This window comes from Aquicoccus sp. SU-CL01552 (genome assembly GCF_040365005.1).
Classification (GTDB): domain Bacteria; phylum Pseudomonadota; class Alphaproteobacteria; order Rhodobacterales; family Rhodobacteraceae; genus Antarcticimicrobium.
In genome coordinates, this window is record NZ_BAABWV010000005.1 from 233,649 (window position 1) to 250,405 (window position 16,757).

Genomic DNA, 16,757 nt, shown 5'->3' on the forward strand with positions numbered 1-16,757 from the left:
AGGAGACACATGCTTCTGGCCATCGACTGCGGCAACACCAATACCGTGTTCTCGATCTGGGACGGTGAGACGTTTCTGTGCACGCTGCGCACCTCGACCCACCACGCGCGTACGGCGGATGCCTACTTCACCTGGTATTCCACGCTGGTAAAGCATTACGGGATCAAGGCGGATATCACCGATGTCATCATCTCGTCGACTGTTCCACGGGTGGTCTTCAACCTGCGCGTCTTTGCCGACCGTTTCTTTGGCTGCCGTCCGCTGGTCGTCGGCAGGCCAGAGTGCCTGTTGCCGCAGCCGCCCCGGGTCGATGCCGGAACCCAGGTGGGGCCGGACCGGCTGGTCAATACCGCCGGCGCCTTCGACCGACATGGCGGCAACCTGATCGTCGTGGATTTCGGAACCGCCACCACATTCGACGTGGTCGGCCATGACGGCGGCTATGAGGGGGGCGTGATCGCGCCGGGGGTGAACCTGAGCCTCGAGGCGCTGCACATGGCCGCGGCGGCGCTTCCGCACGTGGATATCGCCAAGCCCCAGCACGTGGTGGGCACCAACACGGTGGCCTGCATGCAGTCCGGGGTGTTCTGGGGCTACGTCGGACTGGTGCGCGAAATCTGCGCGCAGATCAAGGCCGAGCGGGACCAGGCCATGAACGTTATCGCAACCGGCGGGCTGGCGCCGTTGTTCCAGCAGACCGAGGCGCTGTTTGACGCCTACGAAGAGGATTTGACGATGCACGGGTTGACCGTGATCCATCGCTACAACAAGGAAAATGCTACGTAATGAGTGGTAAAGAACGATTGATCTACCTGCCCCTGGGCGGGGCCGGCGAAATCGGCATGAACGCCTATGTCTATGGCTACGGTGCACCGGGCAAGGAACGCCTGATCTTGGTGGATCTGGGCGTGACCTTTCCGGACATGGACGGCTCTCCCGGGGTCGACCTGATCCTGCCCGACATCTCCTGGCTGAAGGAGCGGGCCGACCGGCTCGAGGGGATTTTCATCACCCACGCGCATGAGGACCATGTCGGCGCCGTCGGCCATTACTACCGCGACCTGGGGGCGCCGATCTATGCGCGGGCTTTCACCGCCAATATCGCGCGCGGCAAGATGGACGAGTTCGGCCATCCGGAAGAGGCCATCCGCACGGTGTCGGCCTGGCCCGAACAGGTGCAGGCGGGCCCCTTCAAGGTGGGGTTCCTGCCGGTGTCGCACTCCATCCCCGAAAGCGCCGGGCTTGTGATCGACAGCCCCGAGGGCCGGGTGATCCACAGCGGTGATTTCAAGCTGGATCCCGATCCGGTGGTGGGCGAGCCCTTTGATCCCGAGCTTTGGGCCGAGGTGTCCAGGCCGGGGGTGCGGGCGCTGATCTGTGATTCCACCAATGTCTTTTCGTTGGAACCGGGGCGGTCGGAGTCCGAGGTTGGCCCGGCGATCGAAGAGCTGGTGTCGAAGGCTGCGGGAATGGTGGTGGCGACCACGTTTGCCTCGAACGTTGCGCGGGTCAAGACGCTGGCCGAGGCGGGCGAGCGTGCCGGACGGTCGGTGGTTCTGCTTGGGCGCGCCATGCGGCGGATGGTCGAGGCGGCGGTCGAGACCGGCGTTCTGAAAGGCTTTCCCAAGGTCGTCAGCCCGGAAGAAGCCAAGGACATGCCGCGCCAGAACCTGCTGTTGCTGGTGACCGGCAGCCAGGGTGAGCGGCGTGCGGCCAGTGCGCAGCTTGCGCGCGGCAAGTACCGGGGGCTTGAACTGGCCGAGGGCGACCTGTTCCTGTTTTCGTCCAAGACCATTCCGGGCAATGAACGGGGCGTCATCCGCATCATCAACCAGCTCAGCGAGAAGGGCGTGGACGTGGTCGACGACAGCTCGGGGCTGTATCACGTTTCGGGGCACCCGAACCGCCCCGACCTTGAGCGTCTGCACCAGATCGTGAAACCGCAGATGTTGATCCCGATGCACGGCGAACACCGCCACCTGCGTGCCCATGCCCGCGTGGGCGAGGCGCAGGGCATTGCCTCGGTGGTCGCGGTCAACGGCATGATGTTGGACCTGTCAGGGAACGCCCCCAAGGTGGCGGGGCATGTCGAGACCGGGCGCACCTATCTGGACGGCTCGGTCAAGATCGGCGCGCTGGACGGGATCGTGCGCGACCGTATCCGCATGGCGCTGAACGGGCACCTGGTGGTTTCCGTGGTGATGGACGAACAGGACGAACCCATCGACGGGGCCTGGGTGGATGCCATGGGGCTGACCCCGACCGGCACCTCGCACGCGCCGCTGGTGGACGTGCTGGAGGAAGACCTGCGGCAGTTCCTTGGGCGGGCCGGGCGCAAGACGCTGACGGACGACGACAAGCTCGAAGAGGGGCTGCGCCGCGTGGCGCGTCAGAGCGCGCTGTCCGAGATTGGCAAGAAACCCGAGGTCACGGTGGTGGTCAGCCGGTTGGGCTGACCGTCACGCCCAAATCGGACACGAAAAAACGCGCCCGGGGTTTGACCCTCGGGCGCGTTTTCATTTGTTCTTTGCCGGATCGGCGCTCAGACGGCGCGACGTTCCTCGAAGCTCAGCGCGATGAAGCTGGGCATGTGATCACCCATGCCGACCACGCTGCCCCCCTTCTTGTCGCTTCGGCCGTTTCGATCCCCTCGGTCGCTTCGGCTGCGCGAGGAGCCGGATTTGCGCGACGACTTGGGGGCGCTGCGTTCGGTGTCCTGCGCCGGGGCGGCTTGCGGCGTGGCCTCGGGGCTGGCTTGCGGTGCGGACTGGGGCGCCTCAACCGGGGCCTCTGCCGCGCTCTCCTTGGGGACCGCCGATTTGGTGGGCCGGGGCGCGCGATCTTCTTTCGGTTCCGGGCGTGCGGCTTTCAGCGGGTTGTCCAGACGCGGGATTTCCTTTTCCACCAGCCGTTCGATCGCATCCAGTGCCTTTTCGTCGCGCGGCACGCAGATCATCATCGCCTTGCCGTCACGCCCGGCGCGGCCGGTCCGGCCGATGCGGTGCACATAATCCTCGGCATGGCCGGGGACATCGAAGTTGAACACGTGGCTGACGCTGGGCACGTCCAGCCCGCGCGCGGCCACGTCCGAGGCGATCAGAAACCGCAGCGATCCGTCGCGGAACCCGTCAAGGGTGCGCGTGCGCTGGCTCTGGTCCAGGTCGCCATGGATCGGGGCCGCGTCATAGCCGTATTTCTTGAGCGACTTCGCAACGGTGTCCACGTCCGTCTTGCGGTTGCAGAAGATGATCGCGTTGGTGCATTTGTCGCCTTCACCGTCGATCATCGCGCGCAGCAGCTTGCGCTTTTCGCTGGCTTCGCGGTCCTTGCGCGATGCCTTGAACATGACCACGCCCTGTTCGATGTTCTCGGCGGTGGTGGCCTGGCGGGCAATCTCGATCCGCTCGGGGTTCGACAGGAAAGTGTTGGTGATCCGTTCGATCTCGGGCGCCATGGTGGCCGAGAAGAACAGCGTCTGACGGGTAAAGGGCGTGAGCGAGAAAATGCGCTCGATGTCGGGGATGAACCCCATGTCGAGCATGCGGTCGGCCTCGTCCACCACCATGATCTGCACGCCGGTCAGCAGCAGTTTGCCACGTTCGAAATGGTCGAGCAGCCGGCCAGGGGTGGCGATCAGTACGTCGACGCCCTTGTCGATCAGTTGATCCTGCTCCTTGAAGCTGACGCCACCGATCAGCAGCGCCTTGGTCAGCTTGACGTGTTTGGAGTAGGTGTCGAAGTTCTCGGCCACCTGCGCGGCGAGTTCCCGGGTGGGGCAGAGCACCAGGCTGCGTGGCATGCGGGCCCGGGCCCGTCCGCGCGCCAGCAGGGTGATCATCGGCAGGGTGAAACTGGCGGTCTTGCCGGTGCCGGTCTGGGCGATGCCCAAGACGTCGCGCCCCTGGAGCGCGGGCGGGATCGCCCCCGCCTGGATCGGTGTGGGCGATTCATAGCCGGCCTCTTCGATGGCCTTGAGAACCTTCGGGTTGAGATTCAGTTCAGAAAATTTTGTCATGTGTTTCCGCATTTCGCGGACGTCGACATGGCCCGCGCGTCTGGTGTGGGCCGGACCCGGATGGTCCCGCGTCTTGCGCATGATAGCCCTTGACGCCGCATAGCAAAATCTCGGCGGGCGGTCAAACGGAGTCACCCGATACGGGAAAACGGCGCATGTTTTCGGAAAATCGGAAACAATTCCCCGAAGATTCTATGATTATCCCAAGTGAACGATCTTGGTCTGATCGCGGGGGGACCCTGCGCCGGGGCAAATTTTGAAGTATTCGAAAATTTGCATTTCTTGACAGAGATGCTTGCGCTAAGCTCCTGCGGAAGCGGCTTCCGAGAGGAAGGGGCTGCAACTGCGCCGATCAGGACGTGGCCACGCGGCGCTTGGGGGGATCACATGGCGACGATTGATGGAACGACAGGGACGGATGTCCTGATCGGAACGCCGGGGGATGATCTGTTCCGGACCGAGGGCACGGATGTGACGGGGGAGGCTGACATTCTCAGCGGCCTCGATGGTGCCGATACATATGCCGCCTCGGGCGGGACCTACCGGTCCTACGTGATCGACGATCGGGGGACCGACGGCGCCCGGGATGCGATCGTCGGGGCAGGGGCAATGTATCATTCGGCGAGCCTGGGGTTCCAGCAATGGGCCACTGCCGCGCAGGTCGGCGACGACCTGGTCATCCACCTGCCACACCGCCCCTATCGGTTTCACAAGCCGGCGCTGCCGTCCTACGACTTCACGATCGTCGATCACTATGCCGGCACCGGGGTCGAAACGCTTGAGGCTGGGGACGTGGTGTTCCGCCTGGCCACCGGTGACATCGGGTCCGCGCGGGCCGATATCATGGCGGGCGGGGTCGCCGGGGATGTTCTGCGGGCCCGGGGCGGTGACGATTTCGTCTTTGGCAATGGCGGTGATGACCAACTGCGGACGAATGCCGGCGACGACGTGGCCTTTGGCGGGGGCGGCGTGGATTGGATGTCGCTCGGCAGCGGGGATGACATCGGCTATGGCGGTCGTCGAGGCGACACGCTCTTTGGGCGGGCCGGCAACGACTGGATCTACGGCGAGGCGGGCAAGGACGTGCTGCAAGGCGGCAGCGGCAACGATTTTCTGACCGGCGGGCAGGGCAAGGACCGGCTTGGCGGCGGCAGGGGCGACGACAGGTTGGACGGCGGGACCGGAGATGACGTGTTGCGCGGCCGGGCCGGGGCGGACACATATGTGATCACGGTCGATGGCACGGCGGGGGATGCAGGCCACGACCGGATCATCGAGGGCGGCACGGCGGGGAGTTGGCTGGCCCATGACGTGATTGACCTGAGGGGGCTCTACGGCCCGTCGGGACTGCCGGTCAGCGACACCTTCGCCGCCCTGCGCTTTACCCGGAGCGGGGATGACATGGTGATGGAGGTGGGGACGGGCGCGCATCTCACCGTCGTCGGAATGCTCGATGCGGGTCGGCATGATTTGGCCTTCGTCGAGGAACTTTCGATCAACGGGGCCTACTGGGCGCCGATGACCTTCATGTTTCTCGACGGGGCGGTCACCGATATCGGGGATGACCGGTCCATCTTCCTGACCTACGGCGCCAAGATGAACGAGATCCTGTTCGGCGGGGCCGGCGACGACCAGATTTTCGGCGGAACCGGCACGAACTTCATCTGGACCGGCGGCGGTCGCGACGTCCTGATTTACAAGGTGGGCGACGGCGAAAGCCTTGAGGGCCTTGGCGGGGCGGTGTCGCGCGACATCGTGGAGGATTTCGACGTCACCCGGGACAGGCTGGATTTCACCGAGGTTGCCAAGGACATCGGCGCAGGTTTTGCCGATCTGGTGATCGGCTCGGATACGGAGGGCGATGCCACGATCTATCTCGACACCGGGAACTGGGAGGTCGCCGACATCTCCATCGAATTGCGCGGTGTGGCGGCGGGCGAGGTGACTGCGGATCTGTTCCTGTTCTGAGACGGGGCGTTCAGCAGAAATCGGGGAAGTGTTTCTTCCGCTTGGCATCGAGGTGCAACGCGCAGCGGTGCAGCAGGCCCTCGGCCTTCAGCGCGCCGCGCAGGGCGGGGGTGTCGGCGCACATCTCGTCGTAAAAGCTGCGCAGCCCGGCCTCGCCCTCGGCTGTCTCGATCTCGCTCAGGACCTCGTGCAGGGTCAGCCCGCCCTTGTCGCGCGGCCGGGCCGGGGCAAGCTCGGCGCGGTATGACCCATGCGCCAGCCGATAGCGATAGGTGGAGATCCAGTCCTCCCAGCTCTTGGCGTGGCAATGCAGCAGCAGGGTTTCGGGCATTTCCCGTTCGCCGGGGTTCATCTGGTCGACCTGAAAGACATTGTGGATCTTGACCACCAATGGATCCTGCCCGGTGCGCACGAACAGCTTTCCGGCCAGATGGCTGAGAAAGCCCCCCTTCACATGGGCGCCGAAGCGGGGGTAGAGGCGCGCGACGGTGGCGGCGCGGGTGGGACCGGGGGGGATGAACCCCTTGAACAGGGTGCCGTCGCCGGCCAGGGCCTCGACCGGGCGGATACGGGCGCAGATCACCTCGGCCGGCAGGTCGGCAAGACGCTCAGCCATGGGCCTGTCGGGCCAGAGGAATTCATCGACATCGATATGGATCAGCCAGTCCACCTCGTCGCCCTTGCGGTGATAGGTGTCGGTGGCGTTGGCGGTCTGCCGGGCTTGGTGTTTGGCGGGGCGCTTGATGCCCAGTCGGCGCCAATGGGCGTCATCGCAGGTAAAGACGCGGATCTTCGGATGCGCCTTGAGCGCGGCCTGTGCCTCGGGGTTGGGGGCATCGAGAAACAGGAACACCCGATGCGCACCGAGGTCGAGATGATGCGCGGCGAACCCGAGGATGTCGCGCGCCGGGGCCTTGATGGTGGCGACAAGTCCCCAGGTTGTCATGCGTCGCGCTCCCCCTTCGGAATATCCCCGAACCAGCGCGCGACCTTTTCGTCGAGGTCGAGGCGCGCCGTGAGCAGCATATCATGCGCCGCCAGCCGGTCCAGCAGGCGTGGCGAGGCGGCGTTCAACTCGTCGTAAAAACGCCGCAGGCCGATCTCTCCCTCGGTCTCGATGACAAGGTCGAGAACATCCCGCAACCGCATACGGTCGCGCAGCTTTTCCCGATAGGATCCCTTGTCCATCCGGAACGCCAGATGGCGTCTGAACTTTTCCCAACCGGGGGCGTGGGCATGGCCGACGTGGACCCCTTCCAGCATCTCGCAGTTGGAGAGAAGCGTTCCTTTGTGCAGGACGCCGTGAATGCCCAGCCGAATGCCGGGCAGCCGGGTGCGGGTGATGTTCTTGCCGCCGGTATAGCCGAGGAACCCCTCGGGCACATAGGCGCCGAACTCGGGATAGATGTCGGTCAGTTCCCGCTTGGTCAGGCAGCGTTCCCGGCGGGTCAGCTTGAAATGCGCCGGCCCTGACCAGGGATCGGGTTGCGCCAGCAACTCGGCCGGGCGGGCGCGGGCATAGGCGGCGTCGGCGGAGACCCCGGCCAGGAGCTCGGCCATGGGGCGCGGGGCAAGAAGGAATTCGTCGACGTCGATATGGGCCAGCCAATGCAGGTCGGATTGGCGATAGCACCGCGACGCGTTGTAGACCTGCCGCAATTGGTGGGTGCGGCGCGCCCGTTCGGGGCGGCCCTGCCAATAGGCGTCATCGCATTCGGTCAGGCGCACCGCCGGGAAGGGCGCGAAAAACGCCATCACCGCCGGATCGGGCTGGTCGAGAAAGACATGGATCTCGGCCGCCCCCAGATCGAGGTGGTAGGCGGCGAAACGGGCGATGTCGCGCAGCGGCGCCTTGATGGTCGAGACGGTGCCCCAGCGGAGTTTTCCCGGGTCGCGCTCCACCCGGTCCGGCGGGACCGGCAGATGCAGGCGGGGCGCTGCGGGGGCCGGCACCGGCTACACCATCATTTCCTTGGTGGCGCTGAGCGTCAGGTCGGGGTGGTCGCGTTCGATCCGGTCGATGTCCCATTGCAGCCGGGTCAGATAGACGATGTCGCCGTCGTGGTCATGCGCGATATGCTGCTTGTTGGCATTCACGAACTTGTCGATGGCCTGCTTGTCGCCGCTGACCCAGCGGGCCGAGGTGAACTGGCTGGGTTCGAACCGTACCGGCAGGCCGTATTCCATCTCGATCCGGCTGGCCAGAACCTCGAACTGCAGCGCGCCCACGACACCGACGATGAAGCCCGAGCCGATCGAAGGTTTGAACACCTTGGCGGCGCCCTCCTCGGCGAATTGCATCAGCGCCTTTTCCAGGTGCTTGGCCTTCATCGGGTCGCCCGCGCGCACGGTCTGCAGCAGTTCCGGGGCGAAGGAGGGGATGCCGGTCACGCGGATCTGTTCTCCCTCGGTCAGGGTGTCGCCGATGCGCAACTGGCCGTGGTTGGGAATGCCGATGATGTCGCCGGCCCAGGCCTCTTCCGCCAGTTCCCGGTCGGAGGCGAGGAACAGCACCGGGTTGGAGACCGCCATCGGCTTTTTCGACCGTACGTGCAAAAGCTTCATGCCGCGTTTGAAATGCCCCGAGGCGAGGCGGACAAAGGCGACCCGGTCGCGGTGCTTGGGGTCCATGTTCGCCTGCACCTTGAAGACAAAGCCGGCGACCTTGGTTTCCTCTGGAAGGATCTCGCGCGGGCTGGCCTTTTGCGGTTGCGGCTCCGGGCCATAGGTGCCGATGCCGTCCATCAGTTCCTTGACCCCGAAGGAGTTGATCGCCGAGCCGAACCAGATCGGCGTCATGTGCCCCTCTAGCACTGACTGCGGGTCGAGCGCGGGCAGCAGTTCGCGCGCCATCTCGATCTCTTCCTTGAGTTGATCCAACAGGTGCGCAGGCACGTGTTCGGCCAGTTTCGGATCGTCGAGCCCGTTTATCTCGATGCTTTCCGCCACCTTGTTGCGGTCCGCGCGGTCCATCAGTTCCAGCCGGTCGCGCAGCAGGTCGTAACAGCCCATGAAATCGCGCCCGACGCCGATCGGCCAGCTTGCCGGGGTCACGTCGATGGCCAGATTTTCCTGGATCTCGTCGATGATGTCGAAGGTGTCGCGGCTCTCGCGGTCCATCTTGTTGCAGAAGGTCAGGATCGGCAGGTCACGCAACCGGCAGACCTCAAACAGTTTCTGCGTCTGGCTTTCCACCCCCTTGGCGCCGTCGATCACCATCACCGCGGCGTCGACAGCCGTCAGCGTGCGATAGGTGTCCTCGGAAAAGTCCGAGTGGCCGGGCGTGTCCACGAGGTTGAAGCGGAAGGTCTTGAAATCGAACGACATCGCCGAGGCCGAGACCGAAATCCCGCGGTCCTTTTCCATCTGCATGAAGTCCGACCGCGTGCGCCGCGCCTCGCCCTTGGCGCGGACCTGGCCGGCCATCTGGATGGCGCCGCCGTAGAGCAGAAACTTCTCCGTCAGGGTCGTCTTGCCCGCATCCGGGTGCGAGATGATCGCAAAGGTGCGGCGCCGCGCGATCTCGGGCGGCAGGGCGGGGCGGTTTGAGGCGGAGTCCAGCATGAGCGCGCGTATAGGTAAGGATTGCGGGGGAGGCAAGAAAATCAAAGCAAACAGACGCGGTTGCTCTGGTTTGACCGGGGGGTGGCAGTTCTGGCTTGGTCGAATCGGCTGAGCATGAGAGGATGTGAACATATAGTGAACAACTGGAGGGTGTCATGGAACTGAAAGCGATTGCCGAGGAACTGGTCGCCGGCTGCCGCGAGGGGCGGGCGCGGGAGAACCTGGAACGGCTCTATGCGCCCGGTGCGGTCTCGGTCGAGGCGGCGGACATGGGCAACGGGCGCGAGGTCGCGGGATTGGACGCGATTCGCGGCAAGCACGACTGGTGGGAGGGCGCCATGGAGGTGCTGGACGCCGAGGTGATCGGGCCGATGATGCATGGCGACGACCGCTTCGCGGTCATCTTCCGCATGAAGGCCAAGGAGAAGGCCAGCGGCGAGATTTCGGACATGCAGGAGGTGGCGGTCTACTCGGTCGCCGACGGCAAGATCGTGCGCGAGGAGTTCTATTACTGAACCGGACGGCTCAGTGAAGCGAGGCGCGGCGCAGCAGCGCGATCGCGTCCGGGCGGTCGAGCAGTGCCTTTTGCACGTCGAACCCCCGGGCGCCGTGCCGGTCATGGCCGGGCAGCACGCTACCGATCCTGTCCAGCAGGTCGTCGGGCAGGGCCGGGCGGGTGCGCGGATCGACCAACATTGATTCGGCGGCGATCCCCTCGGCGTAGATGATGTGGTGGCGGTCGAACAGGATCTGGAAATAATCCACGTACCCACCTTGCAGCACGAAGATGGACTCTCCGTTGACCAGGTGGCGCGCCTTGACCAGCAGGTCGGGCCGGCCGGCCCCGATCATGTCACTGCGCTGATAGACGAACAGGCGATGCTCGGGGCTGACCACCAGGTCGCCTTCGTTGCTGAGGGTGCCTGCGGTGATGACGATGGGGGCAAAGGCCCCGGCGGCGCGCACGGTGCTGTGTCCGATCCAGCGGATCTCCTGCGCGCCATCGTCGCGGGTCAGCACCCGGTCGCCGACCTTGAGCGCCTCGATCGGCACCTGTGCGCCGGTCGCCATGGTGATCCGGGTGCCGCGCGAGAACGAGACGCAGGCGACCTCGGCGAACTTGCGGCGGGCGCTGTCACGCTCGGCCCCGACCAGGCGATAGCCGATCTTCGGCTCGAAGCGGGCCAGCGGCATCACGTAGGTGTCGGCGACAAGGCCCTCGCTGTCGGTCTCGACCAGGATCAGCGCCTCGGCGGTGCCGGCGTCCGGCGTCATGAATTGCAGCGCGCAGTCGAGATGCAGGGTGGCACCGGGGCGGCCCAACTCGCTGCTGTCGTCAACGCGAAAGCTGCCGTCGCCAAGGGTGGCGAGGGCCAGCCGCTTTCGCGCGGCGCCGGGCTCCATCATGTAGATGTCATCGAGGACCACCTCGTCCAGATGCGAGATCGCGTCGCCCAGATTGGCCCCGTCGCGCACCCGGAAATCGGTTGCGGGATAGGCCGGGATCGACTGAACGGGGCTGTCGGTTGTTGTGGTCACTGTACCGGGTCTGTTACTGGATTGACTGCATATAGCGAGGGCCGTCAGGACCCACGGGCAAGAATTAGCCCGGGATTGTGGCGGTTCTGGGCCGATTCACGGGTGAAACACCGGCATTGTTCCGGCGACCGGCGCAAGGGCCGGGGGTCGACACCGGCAAAGGAGAGACGGAAACATGGATCTTGGGATTGCGGGAAAGCGCGCGCTGGTTTGCGCCAGCAGCAAGGGGCTGGGGCTGGGCTGTGCCGAGGCGCTGGCCGGTGCCGGTGTGAACCTGGTGATGAACGCGCGCGGGGCCGAGGCGCTGGAGGCCAGCGCGCAGGCGATCCGCGATGCCCACGGGGTCGAGGTGGTGACCGTGGCCTGTGACGTGACCACGCCCGAGGGGCAGGCGGCGGTTCTCGAGGCGTCTGAGGGCGCCGACATCCTGGTCAACAACGCCGGTGGTCCGCCGCCGGGCATGTGGACCGATTGGGAGCGCGAGGATTTCATCAAGGCGCTGGATTCCAACATGCTGACGCCGATCGCCTTCATCAAGGGGCTGGTGCCGGCAATGATGGAGCGCGGCTGGGGTCGGGTGGTCAACATCACCAGCCAGGCGGTGCGCGCGCCGATTCCGGTTCTGGGGCTGTCAAACGCGGCGCGGACCGGGCTGACCGGCTATGTCGCGGGCACGGCGCGACAGGTGGCGGGCAAGGGTGTAACGATCAACAACCTGCTGCCCGGTATCCATGCCACCGACCGCGCCGATGCGCTCGACGGCGGCGTGGCCAAGCAGCAGGGCATCAGCATCGAAGAGGCCCGCGCACAGCGCGCCTCGACGATCCCCGCCCAAAGGTATGGTACCCGGGAAGAGTTCGGCGCCGCCTGCGCCTTCCTGTGCTCGCAACATGCCGGGTTCATCGTCGGGCAGAACCTGTTGCTGGACGGCGGTGGTGTGAACCTGACCATGTGATCCCGAAATCGGGACGCGCCCCCCGATTGCAGGGGGCGCGGTGCCCGGCCTTGTCCCCGGGGGCGGGGGTTGCTATCTCCTGCTCTGCCCGATGGTTTTCCTCGGGAATTGCAGCGAGGCCCCCGTGACGGCAGACATTCCCAGGCTCGAGATCCGCAACCTTGTTCGCCATTTCGATGGCCGACGGGTGGTGGACGACGTCTCGCTCAGGATCATGGCAGGGCAGGTGACCTGCCTTCTGGGCCCATCCGGCTGCGGCAAGTCGACGACTCTGCGGATGATCGCGGGCGTGGAAATGCAGGATTCCGGCGAGATCTGGGTCGATGGAAAACTGGTGTGCGACACCATTTTCCGGGTTCCTCCCGAGCGCCGCGAGATCGGGCTGATGTTCCAGGATTTCGCGCTGTTCCCGCATCTGAGCGTGGCCGAGAACGTCGCCTTTGGCCTGCGTCATGGGACCAAGGCGGAAAAACGGGCGCGGGTTTCCGAACTTCTGGAGCGGGTCGACCTGATCGAGTTCATCGACGGCTATCCGCACCAGTTGTCGGGCGGCGAACAACAGCGCGTCGCGCTGGCCCGTGCGCTGGCGCCCCGGCCACGCATCATGCTGATGGACGAACCGTTTTCGGGCCTCGACAACCGGCTGCGAGATGGCATCCGCGACGAGACGCTGAGCCTTTTGAAGGACGAGGATACTGCCGTTCTGCTGGTCACGCATGAGCCGGAAGAGGCAATGCGCATGGCCGACGAGATCGCGCTGATGCGCGCCGGAACGATCGTGCAGCGCGGCGCGCCCTACAATGTCTATACCCGCCCCGCCGACAAGGCTGCAGTAGCCTTCTTCAGCGATATCAACGTGCTGAAGGCCCAGGTGAACGGGGCCTTGGCGCAGACCCCCTTTGGCCAGTTCCTGGCGCCGGGGGTGCCGGATGGAACCGATGTCGAGATCGTGTTCCGCCCCCAGCACGTGCGGTTGGACTTTGACCGTAACGGGCAGGGGCCGCTGCCGACCCCCGCCGAGGGAGTGGCGGCGCGTGGAGTCGTGGAACGGGCGCGGTTCCTGGGCCACGAGAGCCTTGTGGAGTTCCGCATGGAGTTCGACGGCTCGGTGCTGAAGGCGACGGTGCCCAACGTGTTCCTGCCGCAGACCGGGCGCGCGATGTGGCTGACCGTGCGGCGCGACAAGTGTTTCGTGTTTCCCGCCTGAACGGCTTTCAACCCGCGGGGCCCTCGTAATCCGCCAGCGTCTTGCCGGGTTCGTCAATGAACAGTTCGGGCAGGGGCGTGGCCTCTTCGATCAGATCGAGGCGAAATTCGCGGAAATCCTGCCGCAACTCGCACCAGGCCGTCAGGGTCCAGGCTCGCCCCCAGCTTTCCAGCCGCAGCGGGCGGACGGTGCGCCGGGTGGCGGAGCCCTCCGGGTGGCGATAGGAGAGGCGGAGTTTCTGCCGCCCGCGAATGGCGCTGCGCAATGCGCCTACGTGCGACAACCCGCGTGCGGCATTGGCAAGCGGGGTGAGCGCGGTTTTCCACGTCTCTGCCTCGGCAATGGTCTCTTGCGGCAGGGCGGCGTCGACCTTGTCCGCCAGCGACAGCGCGGCGGCCTTCAGATCAGGGTCGGCAGCCTCGGACAGGATGGCGATCCCGAGGTTGAGGGCCGAAAGCTCATCCTGTGTCAGGGTGATCGGCGGCAGCGCGATGGTGTCGGCCAGCGTATAGCCGGTGCCGCGTGTGCCGGAGACCGGGACGCCGGCGGCCATCAACCGGTCCATGTCGCGATAGATCGTACGTTGCGACACCCCGAGCCGTGCCGCGAGATCCTGCGCGCGATGCAGCTTCTTGTCGCGCAACAGGCGCAGGAGGTCGAGCAGGCGATCGGTGCGATCCATGAGGGTTTTTGCGTCCGGGAAGGGGCGAAGGTCAAGAGATACTGACAAAATCATGTCAGTAAAGGGAATGGGCTTTCGAAAAGCGAGGCGAACCGCCGGCATTCGGTACAGTGCGGCGCGCTCGGCGCTTTTCGGTCGCCGCGTGCCTCCTGTATGACAAGGGCAACCCCGCCGCACGGCTGCTGTGCCGTGCCTGGGACAGACAAAAGGAGAGATCACATGCTCAACAATATCGGCCTTCCCGGCCTTCTTCTGATCGCGGTCGTTGTTCTGGTGCTGTTTGGTCGCGGCAAGATCAGCTCGCTCATGGGCGAGGTGGGCAAGGGCATCACCTCGTTCAAGAAGGGCATCAACGAAGGCACCAAGGAACTCGAAGAGGACGTCGCGGACACCGCAAAGGACGTCACGCCCGAGGAAACCGACAAAGACAAGGCGTAACAGCGCATGTTCGATCTGGGCTGGACCGAACTGCTGGTCATCGGCATCGTCGCGTTGATCGTGGTGGGGCCAAAGGACCTTCCGGTGCTGTTTCGCAACATCGGGCGCTGGGTCGGCAAGGCGCGCGGCATGGCGCGCGAGTTTTCCCGCGCGATGAACGAGGCGGCCGACGAATCCGGCATGCGCGACGTGGCCAAGACCTTCAAGACGGCGACCAACCCGGTGGGTTCGGCGCTGGACGGGGTCAAGGAGGCGGCACGTGACATGACTGCCGGGCTTGATCCGACCAAGTACGACCCCGACAGCGAAACCGGCAAGCTGGCCAAGGAACGCGCCGAGGACGCCAAGAAGATCCAGGCTGCCACCGCCCGCGCCGCCGCAGACCGCAAGGCGCGCGAGGCCGAGGAAGCACTGGCCAAGGCCAACGAGGCCGAGGCGGCGTTGAACGACCCCGCGCCGGACGCGCCCCAGGATTCTGAAAGCAAGACATGAGCAATACCGATACCGACGAGATCGACGACAGCTCGGCGCCGTTGATCGAGCATCTGACCGAGTTGCGGTCGCGGCTGATTCATTCGGTCGCGGCCTTCCTTGTCGGCATGGTGATCTGCTTCACCGTGGCGACACCGATCTTCAACTTTCTCACCGCGCCGCTGTGCCAGGTTCTGGCCGAGCGGGGGCAGGATTGCGACCTGATCTTCATCAGCCCGCAAGAGGGGTTCTTCGTGGCGATCAAGGTATCGCTTCTGGGGGGGCTGATCCTGGCCTTTCCCTACATCGCGCTGCAGATGTGGCGGTTCGTGGCGCCGGGGTTGTACCGGTCGGAAAAGGGCGCGTTCCTGCCGTTCCTCGTGGCCTCGCCCTTCATGTTCCTTCTGGGGGCGGCCTTCGCGTTTTACGTGGTGACACCGCTGGCCTATGACTTCTTCCTCGGGTTCCAGCAGTTCGGTGCCGAGGGCGAGGCGCTGGAGGCCGGACAGGCCGCGCCGCTGAGCGTGGTGTTCCAGGGGTCGGCACAAGAATACCTGAACCTGACGATCAAGTTCATCGTTGCTTTTGGCCTGTGTTTCCAACTCCCGGTCCTGCTGACCCTGATGGGCAAGGCCGGGCTGGTCAGCGCCGCGGGGCTGGGCAGCGTTCGAAAATACGCGGTTGTCGCGATCCTGATCCTGGCCGCGCTGGTGACGCCGCCCGACGTGATCACGCAGGTGATCCTGTTCGTCGTGGTCTATGGCCTTTACGAGATCTCGATCTTCCTGGTGCGCCGGGTCGAGGCCAAGCGCGAGGAACGGATGCGTAAAGAGGGCACCTGGTACGAGGATGACGAAGAGGCCTTCGACGACGACCCGATGATGTCGGAGTTCGACGAGGACGCCGGGCCGGATCCGCGCGACGACTAGCTGCCGGGTCAATGACATGAGCAAGGGGCGCGCCGGGCAACTGGCGCGCCCCTTTGCCTCGCCCCTCTTGTCGCTCTTGTCGCTTCGTGGTTTGACAGGCCCGAAACGACTGGAGGACAGCAGATGGATCAGGCCGCACTTACCCGCATTGCCGAGGCGTTGGAGCGCATGGCGCCGGCCCCGATGCCGGCCCCGGATTTCGCCGCGGCCGGCGGTTTTGTCTGGCATACGGATCCCGACCGGCTGGAACCGGTGGCGCGGATCAACCGGGTGCGGCTGGACCTGCTGGTGGGCATCGATCGGTCGCGCGACACGCTGTTGGACAACACCCGCCGGTTCGCCGAGGGAAACAGCGCCAACAACGCGTTGCTCTGGGGTGCGCGCGGGATGGGCAAGTCGAGCCTGGTCAAGGCGGTGCATGCCGAACTGTCCGAGGATCACCCTGAGCTGAAGCTGGTGGAACTCCAGCGCGAGGATCTGCCCAGTGTCGGGCGGCTGTTGAACCATCTGCGCGGCGCGCCACAGCGGTTCCTGCTGTTCTGTGACGACCTGTCGTTCTCCCATGACGACCAGCACTACAAGAGCCTCAAGGCGGTGCTGGACGGCGGCATCGAGGGGCGGCCCGAGAACGTCCTGTTCTACGCCACGTCGAACCGCCGCCACCTGATGCCGCGCGACATGATCGAGAACGAACGCTCCAGCGCGATCAATCCCTCCGAGGCGGTCGAGGAAAAGGTCTCGCTCTCCGATCGGTTCGGGCTGTGGCTGGGCTTCCACCCCTGCAGCCAGGATGAATTCCTGTCGATGATCGACCGCTATTGCGCCGCCTATGGTGTGTCGGTCGAGCCCGAGACCCTGCGCGCCGAGGCGATCGAGTGGCAGGCCACGCGCGGCGCGCGCTCGGGCCGGGTGGCCTGGCAGTTCTTTACTGATCTGGCGGGGCGGCAAGGCGTGCGGGTCTGACCGCGCGCCGTTCCGGTTCCCCTCTG

General features: G+C 65.3%; 16 protein-coding genes. 10 read left to right on the plus strand and 6 right to left on the minus strand.

Annotated elements, in window-relative coordinates; all coding sequences use genetic code 11:
• Positions 1-9 precede the first annotated feature (9 nt).
• Positions 10-786 (plus strand): type III pantothenate kinase, encoded by a 777-nt coding sequence (locus ABWV23_RS08165; protein WP_353346808.1) that lies wholly within the window; start codon positions 10-12, stop codon positions 784-786.
• The gene (locus tag ABWV23_RS08170; protein WP_353346810.1) at positions 786-2,456 is read left to right on the plus strand and encodes a ribonuclease J; all 1,671 of its coding nucleotides are present in this window, start codon (positions 786-788) and stop codon (positions 2,454-2,456) included. The genes ABWV23_RS08165 and ABWV23_RS08170 overlap by 1 nt, the downstream gene beginning before the upstream one ends.
• An 86-nt stretch (positions 2,457-2,542) precedes the next feature.
• Here ABWV23_RS08170 and ABWV23_RS08175 read toward each other — a convergent pair whose 3' ends face one another.
• Positions 2,543-4,015: a DEAD/DEAH box helicase gene (locus ABWV23_RS08175; protein ID WP_353346812.1), complete on the minus strand. Its 1,473-nt coding sequence runs from the start codon at positions 4,013-4,015 to the stop codon at positions 2,543-2,545.
• Between the two features lie 387 nt (positions 4,016-4,402).
• Between ABWV23_RS08175 and ABWV23_RS08180 the strand changes: the two genes are divergently transcribed.
• On the plus strand, positions 4,403-5,983 hold the full coding sequence (locus tag ABWV23_RS08180) for a calcium-binding protein (protein ID WP_353346814.1): 1,581 nt from the start codon (positions 4,403-4,405) through the stop codon (positions 5,981-5,983).
• 10 nt (positions 5,984-5,993) lie between these two features.
• On the opposite strand, the gene ABWV23_RS08185 is transcribed toward ABWV23_RS08180, so the two are convergent.
• Genes ABWV23_RS08185 through ABWV23_RS08195 form a run of 3 tightly spaced genes read right to left on the minus strand, consistent with a single transcriptional unit; the run spans position 5,994 to position 9,547 of the window.
• A complete protein-coding gene (locus tag ABWV23_RS08185; RefSeq protein ID WP_353346816.1) occupies positions 5,994-6,929 on the minus strand; it encodes a glycosyltransferase family 2 protein in 936 nt (311 codons plus the stop codon).
• Complete coding sequence (locus tag ABWV23_RS08190; RefSeq protein WP_353346818.1) at positions 6,926-7,936, minus strand: glycosyltransferase family 2 protein; 1,011 nt, start codon at positions 7,934-7,936, stop codon at positions 6,926-6,928. The genes ABWV23_RS08185 and ABWV23_RS08190 overlap by 4 nt, the downstream gene beginning before the upstream one ends.
• Positions 7,937-7,939: 3 nt before the next feature.
• Positions 7,940-9,547: a peptide chain release factor 3 gene (locus ABWV23_RS08195; protein WP_353346820.1), complete on the minus strand. Its 1,608-nt coding sequence runs from the start codon at positions 9,545-9,547 to the stop codon at positions 7,940-7,942.
• A gap of 155 nt (positions 9,548-9,702) precedes the next feature.
• Between ABWV23_RS08195 and ABWV23_RS08200 the strand changes: the two genes are divergently transcribed.
• The gene (locus ABWV23_RS08200; RefSeq protein WP_353346822.1) at positions 9,703-10,062 is read left to right on the plus strand and encodes a SnoaL-like domain-containing protein; all 360 of its coding nucleotides are present in this window, start codon (positions 9,703-9,705) and stop codon (positions 10,060-10,062) included.
• A gap of 10 nt (positions 10,063-10,072) precedes the next feature.
• Here the strand turns inward: ABWV23_RS08200 and ABWV23_RS08205 are convergent, their stop codons facing one another.
• Positions 10,073-11,086, minus strand: a complete 1,014-nt coding sequence (locus ABWV23_RS08205; protein WP_353346824.1) for a Hint domain-containing protein — start codon at positions 11,084-11,086, stop codon at positions 10,073-10,075.
• Between the two features lie 175 nt (positions 11,087-11,261).
• Between ABWV23_RS08205 and ABWV23_RS08210 the strand changes: the two genes are divergently transcribed.
• Both ABWV23_RS08210 and ABWV23_RS08215 read left to right on the plus strand, forming a co-directional pair.
• Complete coding sequence (locus ABWV23_RS08210) at positions 11,262-12,041, plus strand: SDR family oxidoreductase (protein ID WP_353346826.1); 780 nt, start codon at positions 11,262-11,264, stop codon at positions 12,039-12,041.
• A gap of 91 nt (positions 12,042-12,132) precedes the next feature.
• Complete coding sequence (locus ABWV23_RS08215) at positions 12,133-13,248, plus strand: ABC transporter ATP-binding protein (RefSeq protein WP_353346828.1); 1,116 nt, start codon at positions 12,133-12,135, stop codon at positions 13,246-13,248.
• A 7-nt stretch (positions 13,249-13,255) separates the two neighbouring features.
• On the opposite strand, the gene ABWV23_RS08220 is transcribed toward ABWV23_RS08215, so the two are convergent.
• Positions 13,256-13,930, minus strand: coding sequence for a helix-turn-helix transcriptional regulator (locus ABWV23_RS08220; RefSeq protein ID WP_353346830.1), 675 nt, complete (start codon positions 13,928-13,930; stop codon positions 13,256-13,258).
• A 219-nt stretch (positions 13,931-14,149) separates the two neighbouring features.
• On the opposite strand from ABWV23_RS08220, the gene ABWV23_RS08225 reads away from it, so the two are divergent.
• The 4 genes from ABWV23_RS08225 to ABWV23_RS08240 all read left to right on the plus strand — a co-directional run bounded on the left by ABWV23_RS08225 (position 14,150) and on the right by ABWV23_RS08240 (position 16,731).
• A complete protein-coding gene (locus ABWV23_RS08225) occupies positions 14,150-14,368 on the plus strand; it encodes a twin-arginine translocase TatA/TatE family subunit (RefSeq protein WP_353346832.1) in 219 nt (72 codons plus the stop codon).
• A 6-nt stretch (positions 14,369-14,374) separates the two neighbouring features.
• Positions 14,375-14,860 (plus strand): Sec-independent protein translocase protein TatB, encoded by a 486-nt coding sequence (gene tatB / locus ABWV23_RS08230; RefSeq protein WP_353346834.1) that lies wholly within the window; start codon positions 14,375-14,377, stop codon positions 14,858-14,860.
• Entirely contained in the window at positions 14,857-15,768 is a 912-nt protein-coding gene (gene tatC / locus ABWV23_RS08235; protein ID WP_353346836.1) for a twin-arginine translocase subunit TatC, read from the plus strand. The genes tatB and tatC overlap by 4 nt, the downstream gene beginning before the upstream one ends.
• 123 nt (positions 15,769-15,891) lie before the next feature.
• Entirely contained in the window at positions 15,892-16,731 is an 840-nt protein-coding gene (locus ABWV23_RS08240; protein WP_353346838.1) for an ATP-binding protein, read from the plus strand.
• The last annotated feature ends 26 nt before the right edge of the window (positions 16,732-16,757 follow it).